General features: G+C 62.6%; 12 protein-coding genes. All 12 read left to right on the top strand.

What is annotated here, in order from left to right; all coding sequences use genetic code 11:
* The first annotated feature begins 134 nt into the window (after positions 1 to 134).
* The 12 genes from FQ192_RS26685 to FQ192_RS26630 all read left to right on the top strand — a co-directional run bounded on the left by FQ192_RS26685 (position 135) and on the right by FQ192_RS26630 (position 15,087).
* On the top strand, positions 135 to 1,607 hold the full coding sequence (locus FQ192_RS26685) for an aldehyde dehydrogenase (protein ID WP_149661199.1): 1,473 nt from the start codon (positions 135 to 137) through the stop codon (positions 1,605 to 1,607).
* 500 nt (positions 1,608 to 2,107) lie between these two features.
* The gene (locus FQ192_RS26680; protein ID WP_149661198.1) at positions 2,108 to 2,776 is read left to right on the top strand and encodes a haloacid dehalogenase type II; all 669 of its coding nucleotides are present in this window, start codon (positions 2,108 to 2,110) and stop codon (positions 2,774 to 2,776) included.
* Positions 2,777 to 2,803: 27 nt separating this feature from the next.
* Entirely contained in the window at positions 2,804 to 4,078 is a 1,275-nt protein-coding gene (locus FQ192_RS26675) for an FAD-binding oxidoreductase (protein WP_149661197.1), read from the top strand.
* 83 nt (positions 4,079 to 4,161) lie between these two features.
* Entirely contained in the window at positions 4,162 to 5,799 is a 1,638-nt protein-coding gene (locus FQ192_RS26670) for an ABC transporter substrate-binding protein (RefSeq protein WP_149661196.1), read from the top strand.
* Between the two features lie 45 nt (positions 5,800 to 5,844).
* The gene (locus FQ192_RS26665) at positions 5,845 to 6,801 is read left to right on the top strand and encodes an ABC transporter permease (RefSeq protein WP_149661195.1); all 957 of its coding nucleotides are present in this window, start codon (positions 5,845 to 5,847) and stop codon (positions 6,799 to 6,801) included.
* Positions 6,798 to 7,673: an ABC transporter permease gene (locus FQ192_RS26660; RefSeq protein ID WP_123597926.1), complete on the top strand. Its 876-nt coding sequence runs from the start codon at positions 6,798 to 6,800 to the stop codon at positions 7,671 to 7,673. The genes FQ192_RS26665 and FQ192_RS26660 overlap by 4 nt, the downstream gene beginning before the upstream one ends.
* A 1-nt stretch (position 7,674) precedes the next feature.
* Positions 7,675 to 9,516 (top strand): ABC transporter ATP-binding protein, encoded by a 1,842-nt coding sequence (locus FQ192_RS26655; protein ID WP_149661194.1) that lies wholly within the window; start codon positions 7,675 to 7,677, stop codon positions 9,514 to 9,516.
* A complete protein-coding gene (locus tag FQ192_RS26650) occupies positions 9,513 to 9,821 on the top strand; it encodes a (2Fe-2S)-binding protein (protein ID WP_149661193.1) in 309 nt (102 codons plus the stop codon). Before FQ192_RS26655 ends, FQ192_RS26650 begins: the two co-directional genes overlap by 4 nt.
* On the top strand, positions 9,803 to 11,179 hold the full coding sequence (locus FQ192_RS26645) for an NAD(P)/FAD-dependent oxidoreductase (RefSeq protein WP_149661192.1): 1,377 nt from the start codon (positions 9,803 to 9,805) through the stop codon (positions 11,177 to 11,179). The genes FQ192_RS26650 and FQ192_RS26645 overlap by 19 nt, the downstream gene beginning before the upstream one ends.
* Entirely contained in the window at positions 11,176 to 12,330 is a 1,155-nt protein-coding gene (locus FQ192_RS26640) for an FAD-binding oxidoreductase (protein WP_149661191.1), read from the top strand. The genes FQ192_RS26645 and FQ192_RS26640 overlap by 4 nt, the downstream gene beginning before the upstream one ends.
* Complete coding sequence (argE, locus tag FQ192_RS26635) at positions 12,327 to 13,484, top strand: acetylornithine deacetylase (RefSeq protein ID WP_149661190.1); 1,158 nt, start codon at positions 12,327 to 12,329, stop codon at positions 13,482 to 13,484. Before FQ192_RS26640 ends, argE begins: the two co-directional genes overlap by 4 nt.
* A gap of 145 nt (positions 13,485 to 13,629) precedes the next feature.
* Positions 13,630 to 15,087 (top strand): NAD-dependent succinate-semialdehyde dehydrogenase, encoded by a 1,458-nt coding sequence (locus FQ192_RS26630; RefSeq protein ID WP_149661189.1) that lies wholly within the window; start codon positions 13,630 to 13,632, stop codon positions 15,085 to 15,087.
* Positions 15,088 to 15,091 lie beyond the last annotated feature (4 nt).

Genomic DNA, 15,091 nt, shown 5'->3' with positions numbered 1-15,091 from the left:
ATTCCGCGAGGCTGAGGCCACAAGACCACACTTACTACTTAATTGCACGGCAAGGTCGGCAGCAAATGCTTGGGCTTTTTTTCTACGATGGAAGCCTGAATCAACGACTCGCCAGCCCTATTTTGGAGTGCTCCATGGATAGCTTCGATCCTCGTCTTATCGCTGTGCGCAGCGCTCACTTTATCGGCGGCCAATACCGCGACGCTCAACCCGGACTGGAGGTCGTGCGACCGTCAGACGGTCAGGTGTATGCCGGGTTGCCGGTGGCCGATGCCAACCTGGTGGATGAAGCCGTCAACAATGCCTGGCAGGCGTTCAACCGCAGCGATTGGGCCAGCCGGCCGCCCCGGGAGCGGGCGCGGGTCATGCGCCGTTGGGCTGACCTGATCGAAGCGGATGCCGAAATCCTCGCGCCACTGGAAGCCGTCGGCTCGACCCGCCCGCATAAAGATGTGATCGCCTGGGACATTCCTTATGTCGCCGAAGGCATTCGCTTTTTTGCTGAACTGGCGGACAAGCACGGCGGCCAGGTCGCGGCAACCCAGACCGACCGATTGGGCATGCAGATCGCCGAACCCTATGGCGTGATCGCAGCCATCGCACCGTGGAATTTCCCGCTGAGCATGGCCTCCTGGAAAGTCGCCCCGGCGTTGGCCGCAGGCAATGCCGTGGTGCTCAAACCTTCGGAACTGACACCATTCTCCAGTCTGCGCTTTGCCGAACTGGCGTTGCAGGCCGGTGTTCCAGCGGGGATTTTCAACGTGGTGCAGGGCGATGGCCGCGTTACCGGCGATGCCTTGTGCCGTCATCCGCGAGTCGGCAAGGTGACCTTTACCGGGTCCACCGCGACCGGGTCGAGCATCATGTCCACGTGTGCGTTGGTGGGGCCGAAACCGGTGACGCTGGAACTCGGCGGCAAGAGTCCGCAACTGGTGTTCGCTGATGTACCGGACATCGCGAAAACCGCGCGCACCGTGGCGCTGGCCATCACCGGGAATGCCGGGCAGGTTTGCGTGTCCGGTTCGCGGCTGTTGATCCAGCGTTCGATCATGGAGCCGTTTATTGCGCAGTTGCAGGCGTACTTCGAAGCGCTGCGCCCCGGCCCGACCTGGTCGCCCGAGAGCACGCTGTCGCCGATCATTTCCCGGCTCCAGGCCAATCGCATCGACGGCATTGTCCAGCGCTCGCGCCAGGCCGGGGCCGAAGTGCTGACCGGCGGCGGATTGTTCGATGGGTTGGGCGGTGCTTACTACCAACCGACGTTGCTGGCCGGCCTCGACAACCAGAATCCGGCGGTCTGCGAAGAAATCTTCGGCCCGGTGCTGACGGTGCAGGCGTTCGATGACGAAGAGCAGGCGCTGAGCCTGGCCGCCCACGCCACCTATGGCCTGGCGGCGGGTGTGCACACCGCCGACATCAATCGCGCCTTGCGACTGGTGCGCAAGCTGGAGGCGGGGACGGTGTGGGTCAACCGTTACGGGCGCAGTAACGACTATATCCTGCCGACGGGCGGCTACAAGCGCTCGGGCATTGGCAAGGATTTGGGTCGTGAAGCCTTCGAAGCCAATTTGCGCTTCAAGAGCGTGCTGATCGATATCCTCCAATAACACCACATCCCCTGTGGCGAGGGAGCTTTCCCCCTGGGGTGCGAAGCGCCCCCAAAACCAGTCACCACATTTTTTCAGGTAATACGCATTCGCGGGTTTTGCGACCGCTTCGCAGTCGAACGGGAGCAAGCTCCCTCGCCACAGTTTATCGGTCAGCCATCTAACCGCATCTAAACGGGCGCCTTCTCAGGGAAGCGCCCGTTTTCATTCCGCCCGACGCAGTTTCTGCGGCCAATCGCGGCACAGGCCGGCCGCACCGGGCTATAAAGGTCCATAAGAGCGCACAAATACGGGGTTTGCCCAAGGCTGGAGCGGGCCGCAAAGTCTGCTGAGGGGGGTGGCTAAAACGGTGGTTTGTATCGAGCAGAGGTCGCTTTTAACGCCATCTGCTGATTTCACGGTGTTGTAATGACGGTGTGCTGCAGCGTTGCATCTGAGCCTTTCCCACGACGCGAATGCCAGTCACGCCATGACCTCAACGAACTTCAGGACCGCACTCAATGAGCTTTCTTCGCCCCAAATTCATTACGTTCGACTGCTACGGTACGCTGACCAATTTCCACATGGGCACGATGACTCGCGAGCTTTTCGCCGATCGCGTCAAACCCGAGCAGATGGATCAGTTCGTCAAGGATTTCTCGGCCTATCGCCTGGACCAGGTCATGGGCGACTGGATGCCGTACGACGAAATCCTCAAGACCGCCCTGGCCCGGACCTGCAAGCGCTGGGGCATCGCCTACCGCGACGAAGGCCAGCTGTATTACGACGCCGTGCCGACCTGGGGCCCGCACCCGGACGTCCCGGCCGGCCTGTCGAAAATCGCCGACAAAATCCCCCTGGTGATTTTCTCCAACGCCAGCGACAGCCAGATCATGTCCAACGTCGACAAACTCGGCGCGCCGTTCCACAAGGTCTTCACCGCCGAGCAGGCCCAGGCCTACAAGCCGCGTCTGGCCGCGTTCGAGTACATGCTCGACAACCTCAACTGCGGACCGGAAGACATCTTGCATGTGTCCTCCAGCTTCCGTTACGACCTGATGCCGGCCCATGACATGAAGATCAAGAACAAGGCCTTCGTCGCCCGTGGCCATGAAGTGCCGGGCAACGCGTTCTACGGCTACCAGCAGATCACCGATATCGGTGGGCTGGCTGCGTTGGTTGGTCTCTGAGTCTCTTAAGGCACAAGGGGTTAGACAATGGGCAGTGAATCCTACTGGCTCGACACCGCACCGGCCTTCACCGGTGCCCAGCTCGGCGGGTTGCCCGGGCAGGTCGACGTGGCCATCGTCGGTGGCGGTTTCACCGGTTTGGCGGCGGCTCGGGCGTTGGCCTTGAAGGGCGCCAGTGTGGTGGTGCTCGAAGCCGGGCGGGTGATCGGCGAAGCCTCGGGGCGCAACGGTGGCCAATGCAACACCGGGGTGGCCCAGGATTACGCCGGGCTCAGCGCCAGCCTCGGTGCCGACAAGGCGCGAGCTTATTACCAGGCCTATGAAAGCGCGGTGCAGAGCGTGGTGTCGCTGGTGGAACAGGAGCAGATCGCCTGCGACCTGATCCGCAACGGCAAGCTCAAATTGGCCGCCAAGCCGCTGCACTACGAAGGCCTGGCGCGCACCTGCGAATTGATTCGCAAGGAAGTCGATGCCGAGGTCGAGTTGCTGTCCGCCGAGCAGACTCGTGATGAAGTGAATTCGGCGCAGTTCCACGGTGGCTTGCTGCAACGCAACGGCGTGCAGATGCACGTCGGGCGCTTCGGTGTCGGGCTGGCCGAGGCTGCGGCGAGGCATGGCGCGCTGATCCACCAAGGCACTTCGGTGCTGGACTGGAAAGCCCAGGCGGGCGGCTATCAGGTCAACACCAGCAAGGGTTCACTGCACGCGGGGCAAGTGTTGCTGGCGACCGGCGCCTGTCAGCACGGCGGTTTGGGCTGGTATCGGCGGCGGATCGTGCCGGTGGGCAGTTTCGTCATCGCTACCGAAGTGCTCTCAAAAGAGTTGATCGATCAACTGCTGCCAGGCCGCCGCGCCTATGTCACCAGCCGCATGATCGGCAACTACTTCCGCTTGACCCCGGACAACCGCCTGCTGTTCGGCGGCCGTGCCCGGTTTGCCATGTCCGACAGCGTCAATGACGCCAAAAGCGGCAAGGTGCTGCAAGCGGCGATGGTGCAGATGTTCCCGCAGTTGGCCAACGTGAAGATCGATTACTGTTGGGGCGGACTGGTGGACATGACCTCCGACCGACTCCCCCGGGCCGGCCAGCACGGCGGCATTTATCACTCCATGGGCTACAGCGGCCATGGGGTGCAGATGTCGGTACACATGGGCCAGGTCATGGCCCAGGTGATGGCTGGCAAGGTCGAGGCCAACCCCTGGCGCGAACTCGACTGGCCGGCGATCCCCGGGCATTTCGGCAAGCCGTGGTTCCTGCCGTTCGTGGGCGCTTATTACCGCTTCCAGGACTATTTGCATTGAGTTGATGTTGTGGCGTCACCGTCGTTTGCGTTTCAACGCCCCGGACAACCGGAGCCTTCTCCTTCTCGACAGGTACAACTGATATGACTGACAACAAGATCGACTCACCCCTGATTTCCGGCCAGGACAGCCTGCGCGTGTTCGAAGGCCTCAATCGTGGCATGTCGCGCCGTCACGCCCTGCAAATGCTCGGCGTGGCGGGTGTGGCCGCTGCGGGCGCCGGCAGCCTGTTCGGCGCCGCGGGCAAGTTGTTTGCCGAAGAGGCCGCGGCACCGGGCAAAGGCAAACCGGGAGGACGAATTCGCGTCGCCGGGATGTCCAGTTCCACCGCCGACACCCTCGACCCGGCCAAAGGCGCGCTGTCCACCGACTACGTGCGCCACTTCATGTTCTACAACGGCCTGACCCGTTTCGACACGCACCTGGTGCCGCAACTGGAACTGGCTGAACGCATCGACAACACCGACGCGACGCTGTGGACCATCACCCTGCGCAAGGACGTGACCTTCCACAACGGCAAGACCCTGAGCGCTGCGGATGTGGTGTTCTCGCTGTCGCGGCACAAGGATCCGTTGACCGGCTCCAAAGTCATGCCATTGATGGAACAGTTCGCCGAGATCAAGGCCACCGGCACCAACGAAGTGCAGATCCGCCTCAGCGCACCGAACGCCGAGTTGCCGTCGATCCTCGCCGTGTCGCACCTGCTGATCGTTCCCGAAGGCACCACCGACTTCAACGCCGGTATCGGCACCGGGCCGTTCAAGGTCAAGGAATTCAAACCGGGCGTGCGCTCGATTGCCGCGCGCAACACCGGTTACTGGAAACCGGGCCTGCCGTACCTCGACGAGATCGAGTTCATCGCCATTGGTGACGAAGCGTCGCGAGTCAACGCGCTGCTGTCCGGCGACGTACACATGATCAACGAGGTCAACCCGCGTTCCACCACCCGGATCAAGGCCAGCGCCAAGCACCGGGTCGTCGATGCACCGTCGGGCAACTACACTGATTTGATCATTCGCCAGGATCAGATGCCGGGCAAAAGCGCGGAGTTCACCCAGGCCATGAAGCACCTGATGGACCGCGAACAGATCAAATCCGCCGTATTCCGTGGCTTTGCCGTGGTCGGTAACGACCATCCGATTGCCCCCGGTTCGCGTTATTACAACGCCGACCTGCCGCAAACCGTCTACGACCCGGAAAAAGCCAAGTTCCTGCTGAAGAAGGCCGGTATGGAAAGCATCAGCATGCCGCTGGTGGCTTCCCCGGCCGCCACCGGATCGGTGGACATCGCCGTGCTGTTGCAGCAATCGGCGAAACAGGCCGGGCTCAAGCTCGACGTCAACCGCTTGCCGAGCGACGGCTACTGGTCCAACCACTGGATGAAGCACCCGCTGAGCTTCGGCAACATCAACCCGCGACCGAACGCCGACGTGATGTTCTCGCAGTTCTTCCAGTCGAAGGCGCCATGGAACGAGTCCGGTTGGCAGAACGACCAGTTCGACCAGCTGCTGATGCTCGCTCGCGGTGAAACCGACGACGCCAAGCGCAGCAAGATGTACGCGGACATGCAAACCCTGGTGCATGACCACTGCGGCATCGGCGTGCCGGTGTTCATCAGCAACATCGACGGCGTCGACCAGCGCATCAAAGGCTACGGCAGCAACCCGCTGGGCGGTTTCATGGGCTACATGTTCGCCGAACAGGTCTGGCTGGATGCTTGATGGATGGTCGAGTGGTACGTCAGGGACAGTGCAGGAGGGTAGGCGATGAATAGCAACACACTGTGGTTGATCGGCCGGCGCCTGGGCGCCGCGATCGTGACTTTGTTGATCGTGTCCATGGTCGTGTTTGCGATCACGGCGGTCTTGCCGGGGGACGCGGCGCAACAATCCCTCGGGCAGTTCGCCACGCCGGAACAGGTGGCGGCACTGCGCCTGAAACTGGGGCTCGACCAGCCCGGTGTGCTGCGTTACCTGCACTGGTTGATGAGCCTGCTCAGCGGCGACATGGGGTTGTCGGTGTCCAACGCGATGCCGGTCACCGAGTTGATGGCGGGCCGGGTGCCGAACACCCTGATGCTGGCGGCCGCCACGGCGCTGGTGTCGGTGCCGGTGGCGTTGATCCTGGGCATCGGTTCGGCGATGGGCCGGGGCGGGCGCATCGACAGCTTCCTGAGCTTTTTCACCCTGGCCATGGTCGCCGTGCCGGAGTTTCTGGTGGCGACCCTGGCGGTGCTGATTTTCGCGGTGAACCTGGGCTGGTTGTCGGCGCTGTCCTACGCCAGCGACATCACCTCGCCGTGGCAATTCATGCGCACCTACGCCTTGCCGGTGATGACCCTGTGCTGCGTGATCGTCGCGCAAATGGCGCGCATGACCCGCGCCGCCGTCATCGATCAACTCGACAGCCCCTACGTGGAAATGGCCCGGCTCAAAGGCGTGAGCCCGATGCGCATCGTGCTGCGCCACGCCTTGCCCAACGCGATCGGGCCGATTGCCAACGCCATCGCCCTGAGCCTGTCGTACTTGCTGGGCGGGGTGGTGATTGTCGAGACGATCTTCAACTACCCCGGCATCGCCAGCCTGATGGTCGATGCCGTGACTAACCGCGACATGGCGCTGGTCCAGGCCTGCACCATGTTGTTTTGTACCGCGTACCTGGGGTTGGTGCTGATTGCCGACCTGTGCGCGATTCTGTCCAATCCGAGGCTGAGAAACCAATGAACAATCTCATTGTGAAATCGACGCCTGCGACCCCCGACCTGTCGGTTGGCAAGGTGTCCCATGGCCCGGCCTGGCTGGGTCTGATCGGGGCCGCGATGTGCGTGATCTGGTTGCTGGTGGCGATCTTCGGCCCGTGGCTGGCACCGCACCCGGTCGGTGAAGTGGTCTCCGACAATGTCTTCGATAGCATCAGTGCCCTTTACCCGTTTGGCACCGATTACCTTGGGCGCGACATGCTCAGCCGCGTTCTGGTCGGCGCGAAGTTCACTGTCGGCCTGGCGTTGATCGCCGCCGTGTTGGCCAGTGGTTTGGGCACCAGTTGTGCGCTGCTTTCAGTGGTGTCGCCGAAGTGGCTGGACGAAGTGATCAGTCGCTTGATGGACGCGTTTATCTCGATCCCGAGCAAGATGCTGGCGCTGATCATGGTCTCGGCCTTCGGCTCTTCGGTGACCTTGCTGATCTGCACCGCCGTGCTGAGTTTCACCCCCGGCGCCTTCCGTATCGCCCGCAGCATGGCGGTGAACATCGAAGCCCTGGAATACGTGCAAGTCGCCCGTACTCGTGGTGAACGCCGCTTGTACATCGCCTGCGTGGAAATCCTGCCGAACATGCTCAACCCGGTGCTGACCGACCTCGGCCTGCGCTTCGGTTTTATCGTGTTGCTGCTCAGCGGCATGAGCTTCCTGGGCCTGGGCGTGCAACCGCCGGACGCCGACCTCGGTTCGCTGGTGCGGGAAAACATCGGCGGCCTCAACCAGGGCGCGCCGGCCATCGTGATTCCGGCGCTGGCCATCGGCACGCTCACCATTGGTGTGAATCTGTTTATCGACAGACTGTCGTCCCGACGTAGTCGCCGTACGGGAGGTCATTGAAATGAGTGAATTGATTCGAGTTGAAGACCTGCGCGTAGTCGCCTGTGGCGAGCGTGGTGAGGTGGAAATTGTCAAGGGCGTGAGCTTCGCCCTGGAAAAAGGTGAAGTGCTGGCGTTGATCGGCGAGTCCGGCTCCGGCAAGACCACCATCGCCCTGGCACTGCTGGGCTATGCGCGGCGCGGTTGCCGGTTGTCCGGCGGCGTGGTGCAGGTGGGCGAGCACGACATGCTGGCACTCAGCGAAAAGGAATTGCAGGGCCTGCGCGGCAACCGGGTGTCGTACATCGCGCAAAGCGCGGCGGCGGCGTTCAACCCGGCGAAGAAATTGATCGATCAAGTGGTGGAGGGCGCGTTGATCCACGGCCTCGGCAGCCGTGCGGTGCTCGAAGCCAAAGCCATTGAACTGTTTCGCGACCTGGCCTTGCCGGACCCGGACCGCATTGGCCAGCGATACCCGCACCAAGTTTCCGGCGGGCAACTGCAACGGGTGATGGCGGCCATGGCGCTGATCAGCGATCCATTGCTGGTGGTGCTCGACGAACCGACCACCGCCCTTGATGTCACCACCCAGATCGACGTGCTTCGCGCCTTTAAACGCGTGGTCCGGGAGCGTGGGGCGACGGCGGTCTACGTGTCCCATGATCTCGCCGTAGTGGCGCAAATGGCCGATCAAATCGTCGTGCTCAACGGTGGCCAGATCTTCGAGCAAAGCGCCACCGCGCCGCTGCTCAAAGGCCCGGCCCACGAATACACCCGCAGCCTGCTGGCCGCCGCGCGGCCCGACACGACGATTCGCCCACCCTGCGGCGTGGCGGAAGATACGCCGTTGCTGACCATCCAGGGCCTGACCGCCGGTTATGGCAACAAGAACATGCAAGGCATGCCGGCGATCCGCGTGCTGGAAGACATCGACCTGACCGTGCGCCGGGGCCAGGCCATCGGCGTGATTGGTGAGTCGGGTTCTGGCAAATCGACTCTGGCGCGGGTGGTGGCGGGATTGCTGACCCCGGCGTTGGGCGGACTGACCTTCGATGGTCAGCCGCTGGGCGGCAGCCTTTCCGAGCGCACCGACGAACAGTTCCGCCGCATCCAGATGGTGTTCCAGAACGCCGACACCGCGCTCAACCCGATGCACAGCGTCAGCACCATTCTCAGCCGGCCGTTGAAGATGTATTTCGGCCTCAAGGGCGCTGCGTTGCGCGAGCGTATCGGCGAGTTGCTGGACCTGGTGCGCTTGCCCCGAACCATGGCCGAACGTCGGCCGAATGAACTGTCCGGCGGGCAAAAGCAACGGGTCAACCTGGCCCGTGCCTTGGCGGCCAAACCGGATCTGATCCTCTGCGATGAAGTGACCTCGGCGCTGGACACGGTGGTGGGGGCGGCGATTCTCGAACTGCTACGTGACCTGCGCCAGGAGCTGGGGGTTTCCTATCTGTTTATCAGCCACGACATCTCCACGGTGCGGGCGCTGTGCGACGACATTGTGGTGATGTACAGCGGCCACAAGATCCAGGCCGGCACTCGGCAATCGTTTGCCCAGGCACCGTTCCATCCGTACACCGATTTGTTGATTCACTCGGTGCCGGAGTTGCGTCAAGGCTGGCTGGAAAACTGCGGCACCACTTGCGGCGAACTGCCGCCAATTGGCCCTAAAGCCAATGTGCCGGAACTCTGCACTTTCCTCAGCCGTTGCCCGGTGCGGGTTGATGGCTTGTGCAATCGCACCGCGCCAAACCGCCGGATCATCGACGGTGGCAGTGAAATCCTCTGCCACCACGACAGCGCCGAACTGCTGAAAACCCAGCAGGACTTGATCACCATGAGCCAGGGAGCCTATGCATGAAGGGGCGTTTTGTGAGGCTGGCCGAGCAGGGCCGGCCGACCGTCAGCTTGAAGGTGGACGGCGCCGCCATCGAGGCGTTGCAGGGCGACACCTTGATGGTGGCGTTGCTGACCCAGGGCAACGCGTTGCGCCAATCGGAGTTCGATTCCGGCCGGCGCGCCGGGTTTTGCCTGATGGGCGCGTGCCAGGATTGCTGGGTCTGGACCCGCAGCGGCGAGCGTCTGCGCGCCTGTTCGAATGAAGTCCGCGAAGGCCTGGACATCGTCACCACACAACCGGAGGCGATATGGCCACTGCACGGATAGTCATCGTTGGCGCCGGGCCGGCGGGTATTCGCTGTGCCGAGACGTTGCTGGCGGCGGGTTTCAAACCGATTTTGATCGATGAAAATCGCCGGGATGGCGGGCAGATTTATCGTCGACAGCCGCAAGGGTTTACCCGTAATTACGCCACGCTGTATGGCACCGAAGCGCATAAGGCCCGGGACCTGCACGACAGTTTTGATCGACTGCGCGGTGCTATTGATTACCGCCCGGACACGCTGGTGTGGAACCTGACGCCGGGGCAGTTGTGCTGCGTCAAGCAGGGCAAGCACACGACGGTGGATTACGACGCGCTGATCCTCTGCACCGGCGCCACTGACCGCTTGATGCCGATTGAAGGCTGGCAGTTGGCAGGCACCTACAGCCTCGGTGGGGCGCAGATTGCGCTCAAGTCCCAGGCGGTTTCCATTGGTCATCGCGTGGTGTTTATGGGCAGCGGGCCGTTGCTGTATCTGGTCGCCAGCCAGTATGTGAAGGCCGGTGCGAACGTGGCGGGGGTGCTCGATACGTCGCCGCTGAGCAAGCACATCGGTGCCTTGCCGAAACTGTTGGCACGTCCCGGATTGTTGTTCACTGGAATGAAACTGTTGGCGCAGTTGTATCGGGCAAAGATTCCGGTGCACTCGGGTATTCAGCCCTTGCAAGTACTTGGCGACGCGAGCAGCGGCGTAAGCGCCGTGCGCGTGCGAACCGCAAAAGGTGAAACGTTGAATGTGGAATGCGATGCCGTGGCGCTGGGGTATCACCTGCGCCCGGAAACCCAACTGGCGGACCTGGCCGGTTGCCGCATGCGCTTCGACGAAGCGTCCGGCCAATGGTGGCTGGCGGTGGATGAGGAAGGCCGGACCTCGGTCAGCGGTGTCTACGCCGCCGGTGACGGTTCGAAGATTCGCGGCGCGGATGCCGCTGAACACGCCGGTCGCCTGGTGGCCATGGCGCTGCTGGAAGACCTGCACCAGCCAGTGAACGCCGGATTACGCGACGAAACACGCCAGGCGTTGGCGGTGATGGACCAGTTCCGCCTCGGCCTGGCCCAGGCCTTTCCCTGGCCTGCCGAACAAGCCAAAGCCTTGCCCGACACCGCCATCGTCTGTCGTTGCGAGATGATCAGCGCCGGTGAGTTACGTGCGGTCGTCAGCGAGAAGGGCGCCTGCGAAGTCAATCGGGCCAAGGCCTTCAGCCGGGTCGGCATGGGTCGCTGCCAGGGTCGTTATTGCTCCCAGGCCGGGGCTGAAGTGATCGCGGCAGCGGCAGGTGTCAGCGTGCAACAGGTCGGCCGTCAACGCGGACAAGCACCGGTCAAACCGCTTTCGATGCTCACCGAGGAGGTGTCGCCATGACCGTACAGAAAGCCGATGTGGTGATTGTCGGTGGCGGCCTGATGGGCTCGGCGGCGGCGTTTTTCCTGCGCAAGCGCGGGCAGTCAGTGATCCTGCTGGAGCGCGACCAGATTGGTCAGTACGCCAGCGGCGTGAACTTCGGCAACGTCCGGCGTCAGGGGCGTTATCTCGGGCAACTGGAATTGGCGAATCGCTCCTGGGCGTTGTGGAAGCGCTTGCCGGAATTGATCGACGATGACCTGGAATTCATCGCCAGCGGGCACATGCGTGTGTGTTATCGCGAAGATGAAATTGCCGAGCTTGAGGCCTATGCCGCTGCTCCCGAAGCCGCGCAATTGGACCTGAAAATTTATCGCGGCGCCGAGTTGCGCCAGCGTTTCCCGTTTCTGGGGCCGGATGTGAAGGGCGGCTCTTACGCGCCTCACGATGGCCACGCGAATCCGCGTCTGGCCGCCCCGGCATTTGCCCGCGCGGCACGGCGACTCGGCGCGCAGATCGAGGAACAGACTGAAGTGGCCGAGGTGCAGAAGGTGGGGGGCGAGTTCAGCGTCACCACCACCGACGGTCGCCAGTTCAGCGCCGCACAACTATTGATTACCGCTGGAGCCTGGGGGCAGAAGCTGTCCCAACAATTCGGCGAACCGGTGCCGCTGGACACCCACGGCCCGCAAATGGCCGTGACCGAACCGGTGCCCTACGCCTTGCCGACGGTGATCGGCGTCTACACCAAGATCCCAGAAGAAGTGATCTACTTCCGCCAGATCCCCCGGGGCAACATCGTTATCGGCGGCGGCTATCGCAGCAAACCGGACATGCTCAATCGCCGGGCCTATGTCGAGCCGCGCAGCATCCTCAACCAGATGGATCAAATGCGCCGTCTGCTGCCGGGTGTCGGCAACCTCAACATCATCCGCGTCTGGAGTGGCATCGAAGGTTATCTGCCGGATTCCTTGCCGATCATGGGCCCGAGCGGTACGGTCGATGGCTTGTTCTACGCGTTCGGCTTCTGCGGCCATGGCTTCCAACTCGGCCCCGGCGTCGGCGATGTCATGGCAGAACTGATCAGCACCGGCAGCACCAGCACTTCGATTGAGCCGTTCTCTATCCGTCGGTTCGCCCATTTAGCCGAGCAACGGAGCAAGGCCTCATGAAACCCCGTGTACTGGACATTCTCAAACGCCTGATGGCCTTCGACACCGTCTCTTCGGAGTCGAACATGGCCCTCATTGAATACGTGCGCGACCTGCTGCTGAGCAAGGGCATTGAGTCGCTGATCGTCAAGGATGAAACCGGCAAGAAAGCCAACCTGTTCGCCAGCACCGGCCCGAAAGAGCTGCCGGGGATTCTGCTATCCGGGCATACCGACGTGGTGCCGGCGGCGGGGCAGGCCTGGACTGTGCCACCGTTCCAGGCGACGGTGCAGGACGGCAAGATCTACGGGCGCGGCAGTTGCGACATGAAAGGCTTCATCGCCCTGGCCATCGACGCGATGCTCGACGCCGCCGACCATTCCCTGAGCCGACCGCTGCAACTGGCGCTATCCCATGACGAAGAGACCGGTTGTGTCGGCGTGCGCCGCTTGCTCGACGTGCTGCACCTGACGCCGGTGCGGCCGTTTTTGTGCCTGATCGGCGAACCGACCAACATGCAGTTCGTGCTCGGGCACAAGGGCAAGGGCTCGTATCGCACCTATTGCCGGGGCCTGGAGGCGCATTCGTCCTTGGCGCCGCGCTCGGTCAATGCGATCCACGTCGCCTGCGATTTCATCGCGGCGCTGCGACAGAGCCAGCAGCAACTGCAAGAGCAGGGCGCCCAGGATGCCGACTACGACGTGCCTTACAGCACCGTGCATGTCGGGCAGATTGGCGGCGGCCGGGCGCTGAACATCGTGCCGAACCTCTGCACCCTGGACTTCGAAGTGCGCAATCTGCCAGCGGACAATCTGGATCAGTTCCTGGAGCAGATGCAGGAACGCGCCGAACTGATCGTGCGCGAGGCGCGGTTGTTGTCGAGCGTGGCGGCGATCGAGATTGAAACCCTCAACGTCTATCCCGGCCTCGATACCCATCCGAGTGTTGAAGCGGTGCGTTTTCTTAAAAACTTCGCTGCACCGGATACCGGCACCGCCAAGGTGTCGTTCGGCACTGAAGGCGGTTTGTTCAAGCAACGTCTGGATGTGCCGGTGGTGGTCTGCGGACCCGGCTCGATTGAACAGGCGCACAAGCCGGACGAATTTATCGAGATCAGCCAGATGGAGGCCGGGGAGCGGTTTTTGGAAGGTTTGCTCGGTTCCCTGAAGTTGTGATCATCATTCCCACGCTGCGCGTGGGAACGATCATCTGCCGTTCCACCGCCAATTTCAGCATCCGACACTGTCCTCAAATCGCTTTCAGCATCCTGCGCCGCCACACCGCCATAGACTTGAGCATGTCTCGGATCAGGACTCGACCATGCTCAAGAATCGTTTGAAAGACCCCAGCCTGTTGGCAGAACTCGCTTATGTAGACGGGCAGTGGATCGGCGCCGACAACGCCGCAACCCTGGACGTCATCGACCCCGCCAGCGGCCAATTACTCGCCCGCGTCCCGGCCATGCAAGGCGCGCAAACCCGGCGCGCCATCGAGGCCGCCAACAAAGCCTGGCCAGCCTGGCGCGCACGTCCGGCGGCGGAACGTGCGGCGCTGCTGGAGCGTTGGTATCAGGCCATGATCGACAACCTCGACGACCTGGCGCTGATCATGACTTGTGAACAGGGCAAGCCGCTGAACGAGGCCAAAGGTGAAATCCGCTACGGTGCCGGTTTCGTCAAATGGTTCGCTGAAGAAGCCCGGCGGGTCTACGGCGAAACCATGCCGGCCCCCAGTGGCGACCGCCGATTGCTGACGCTCAAACAACCGGTGGGCGTCTGCGCCGCGATCACCCCGTGGAACTTCCCCAACGCGATGATCACCCGAAAATGCGCACCGGCATTGGCGGCGGGTTGCCCGATCATCGTCAAGCCCTCGGACCTGACGCCGCTCTCGGCCCTCGCTCTGGCAGTACTGGCGGAGCGAGTGGGTATTCCGCCCGGTGTCTTCAACGTGCTGACCGGTATGCCCGCCGGCATCGGTGAAGAGCTGACCAGCAACCCGACCGTGCGCAAGATTTCCTTCACCGGATCAACCGCTGTCGGCCGCTTGCTGATGCGCCAGAGCGCCGAGCACATCAAGCGCTTGAGCCTGGAGCTGGGTGGCAACGCGCCATTCATTGTCTTCGACGATGCAGACCTGGAGCAGGCCGTAGCCGGGATCATGCTCAGCAAATTCCGTAACGCCGGGCAAACCTGCGTCTGCGCCAACCGGATTCTGGTGCAGGACGGCATCTATGAACGCTTTGCCCAACGTTTGGTGGAGGAGGTCGGCAAGCTCAAGGTCGGCAACGGCCTCGACGCTGACGTCACCATTGGCCCGCTGATCAATCCGGCAGCGGTCAACAAAGTCGCCCGACACATCGACGATGCCCTGAGCCAGGGCGCGACACTGCTCTGTGGCGGTATTCCCGAGGGCGACAACCAGTTCGTGCAGCCCACGGTGCTCGGCGATACCCACGCCGGGATGCTGCTGGCCAACGAAGAAACCTTCGGCCCGGTCGCGCCATTGATGCGTTTTACCTCTGAGGCCGAAGCCCTCGCGCTGGCCAATGCCACGCCTTACGGTCTGGGCGCCTACTATTTCACCCAGGACCTGCGCCGCTCATGGCGTTTTGGCGAGGCGCTGGAGTTCGGCATGGTCGGCCTCAACACCGGGATCATTTCCATGGAAGTCGCGCCGTTCGGCGGTATCAAGCAATCGGGCCTGGGCCGCGAAGGCAGCAAATACGGTCTGGATGAATACCTTGAAGTCAAAGCCTTCCACATCGGCGGGCTGTAATTCA

The sequence above is a fragment of the Pseudomonas sp. ANT_J12 genome, from assembly GCF_008370045.1.
Taxonomy (GTDB): Bacteria; Pseudomonadota; Gammaproteobacteria; order Pseudomonadales; family Pseudomonadaceae; genus Aquipseudomonas.
Note: the sequence above shows the minus strand (reverse complement) of the source record. Positions and strands in the feature narration are given on the sequence as shown.

Excerpts from the sequence above, each read along its gene's own strand:
- FQ192_RS26675 (WP_149661197.1), top strand. The coding sequence starts at position 2,804 with ATGGGCAGTGAATCCTACTGGCTCGACACCGCACCGGCCTTCACCGGT.
- argE (WP_149661190.1), top strand. The coding sequence starts at position 12,327 with ATGAAACCCCGTGTACTGGACATTCTCAAACGCCTGATGGCCTTCGAC.
- FQ192_RS26655 (WP_149661194.1), top strand. The coding sequence starts at position 7,675 with ATGAGTGAATTGATTCGAGTTGAAGACCTGCGCGTAGTCGCCTGTGGC.
- FQ192_RS26670 (WP_149661196.1), top strand. The coding sequence starts at position 4,162 with ATGACTGACAACAAGATCGACTCACCCCTGATTTCCGGCCAGGACAGC.
- FQ192_RS26660 (WP_123597926.1), top strand. The coding sequence starts at position 6,798 with ATGAACAATCTCATTGTGAAATCGACGCCTGCGACCCCCGACCTGTCG.
- FQ192_RS26685 (WP_149661199.1), top strand. The coding sequence starts at position 135 with ATGGATAGCTTCGATCCTCGTCTTATCGCTGTGCGCAGCGCTCACTTT.
- FQ192_RS26680 (WP_149661198.1), top strand. The coding sequence starts at position 2,108 with ATGAGCTTTCTTCGCCCCAAATTCATTACGTTCGACTGCTACGGTACG.
- FQ192_RS26645 (WP_149661192.1), top strand. The coding sequence starts at position 9,803 with ATGGCCACTGCACGGATAGTCATCGTTGGCGCCGGGCCGGCGGGTATT.
- FQ192_RS26665 (WP_149661195.1), top strand. The coding sequence starts at position 5,845 with ATGAATAGCAACACACTGTGGTTGATCGGCCGGCGCCTGGGCGCCGCG.
- FQ192_RS26630 (WP_149661189.1), top strand. The coding sequence starts at position 13,630 with ATGCTCAAGAATCGTTTGAAAGACCCCAGCCTGTTGGCAGAACTCGCT.
- FQ192_RS26640 (WP_149661191.1), top strand. The coding sequence starts at position 11,176 with ATGACCGTACAGAAAGCCGATGTGGTGATTGTCGGTGGCGGCCTGATG.
- FQ192_RS26650 (WP_149661193.1), top strand. The coding sequence starts at position 9,513 with ATGAAGGGGCGTTTTGTGAGGCTGGCCGAGCAGGGCCGGCCGACCGTC.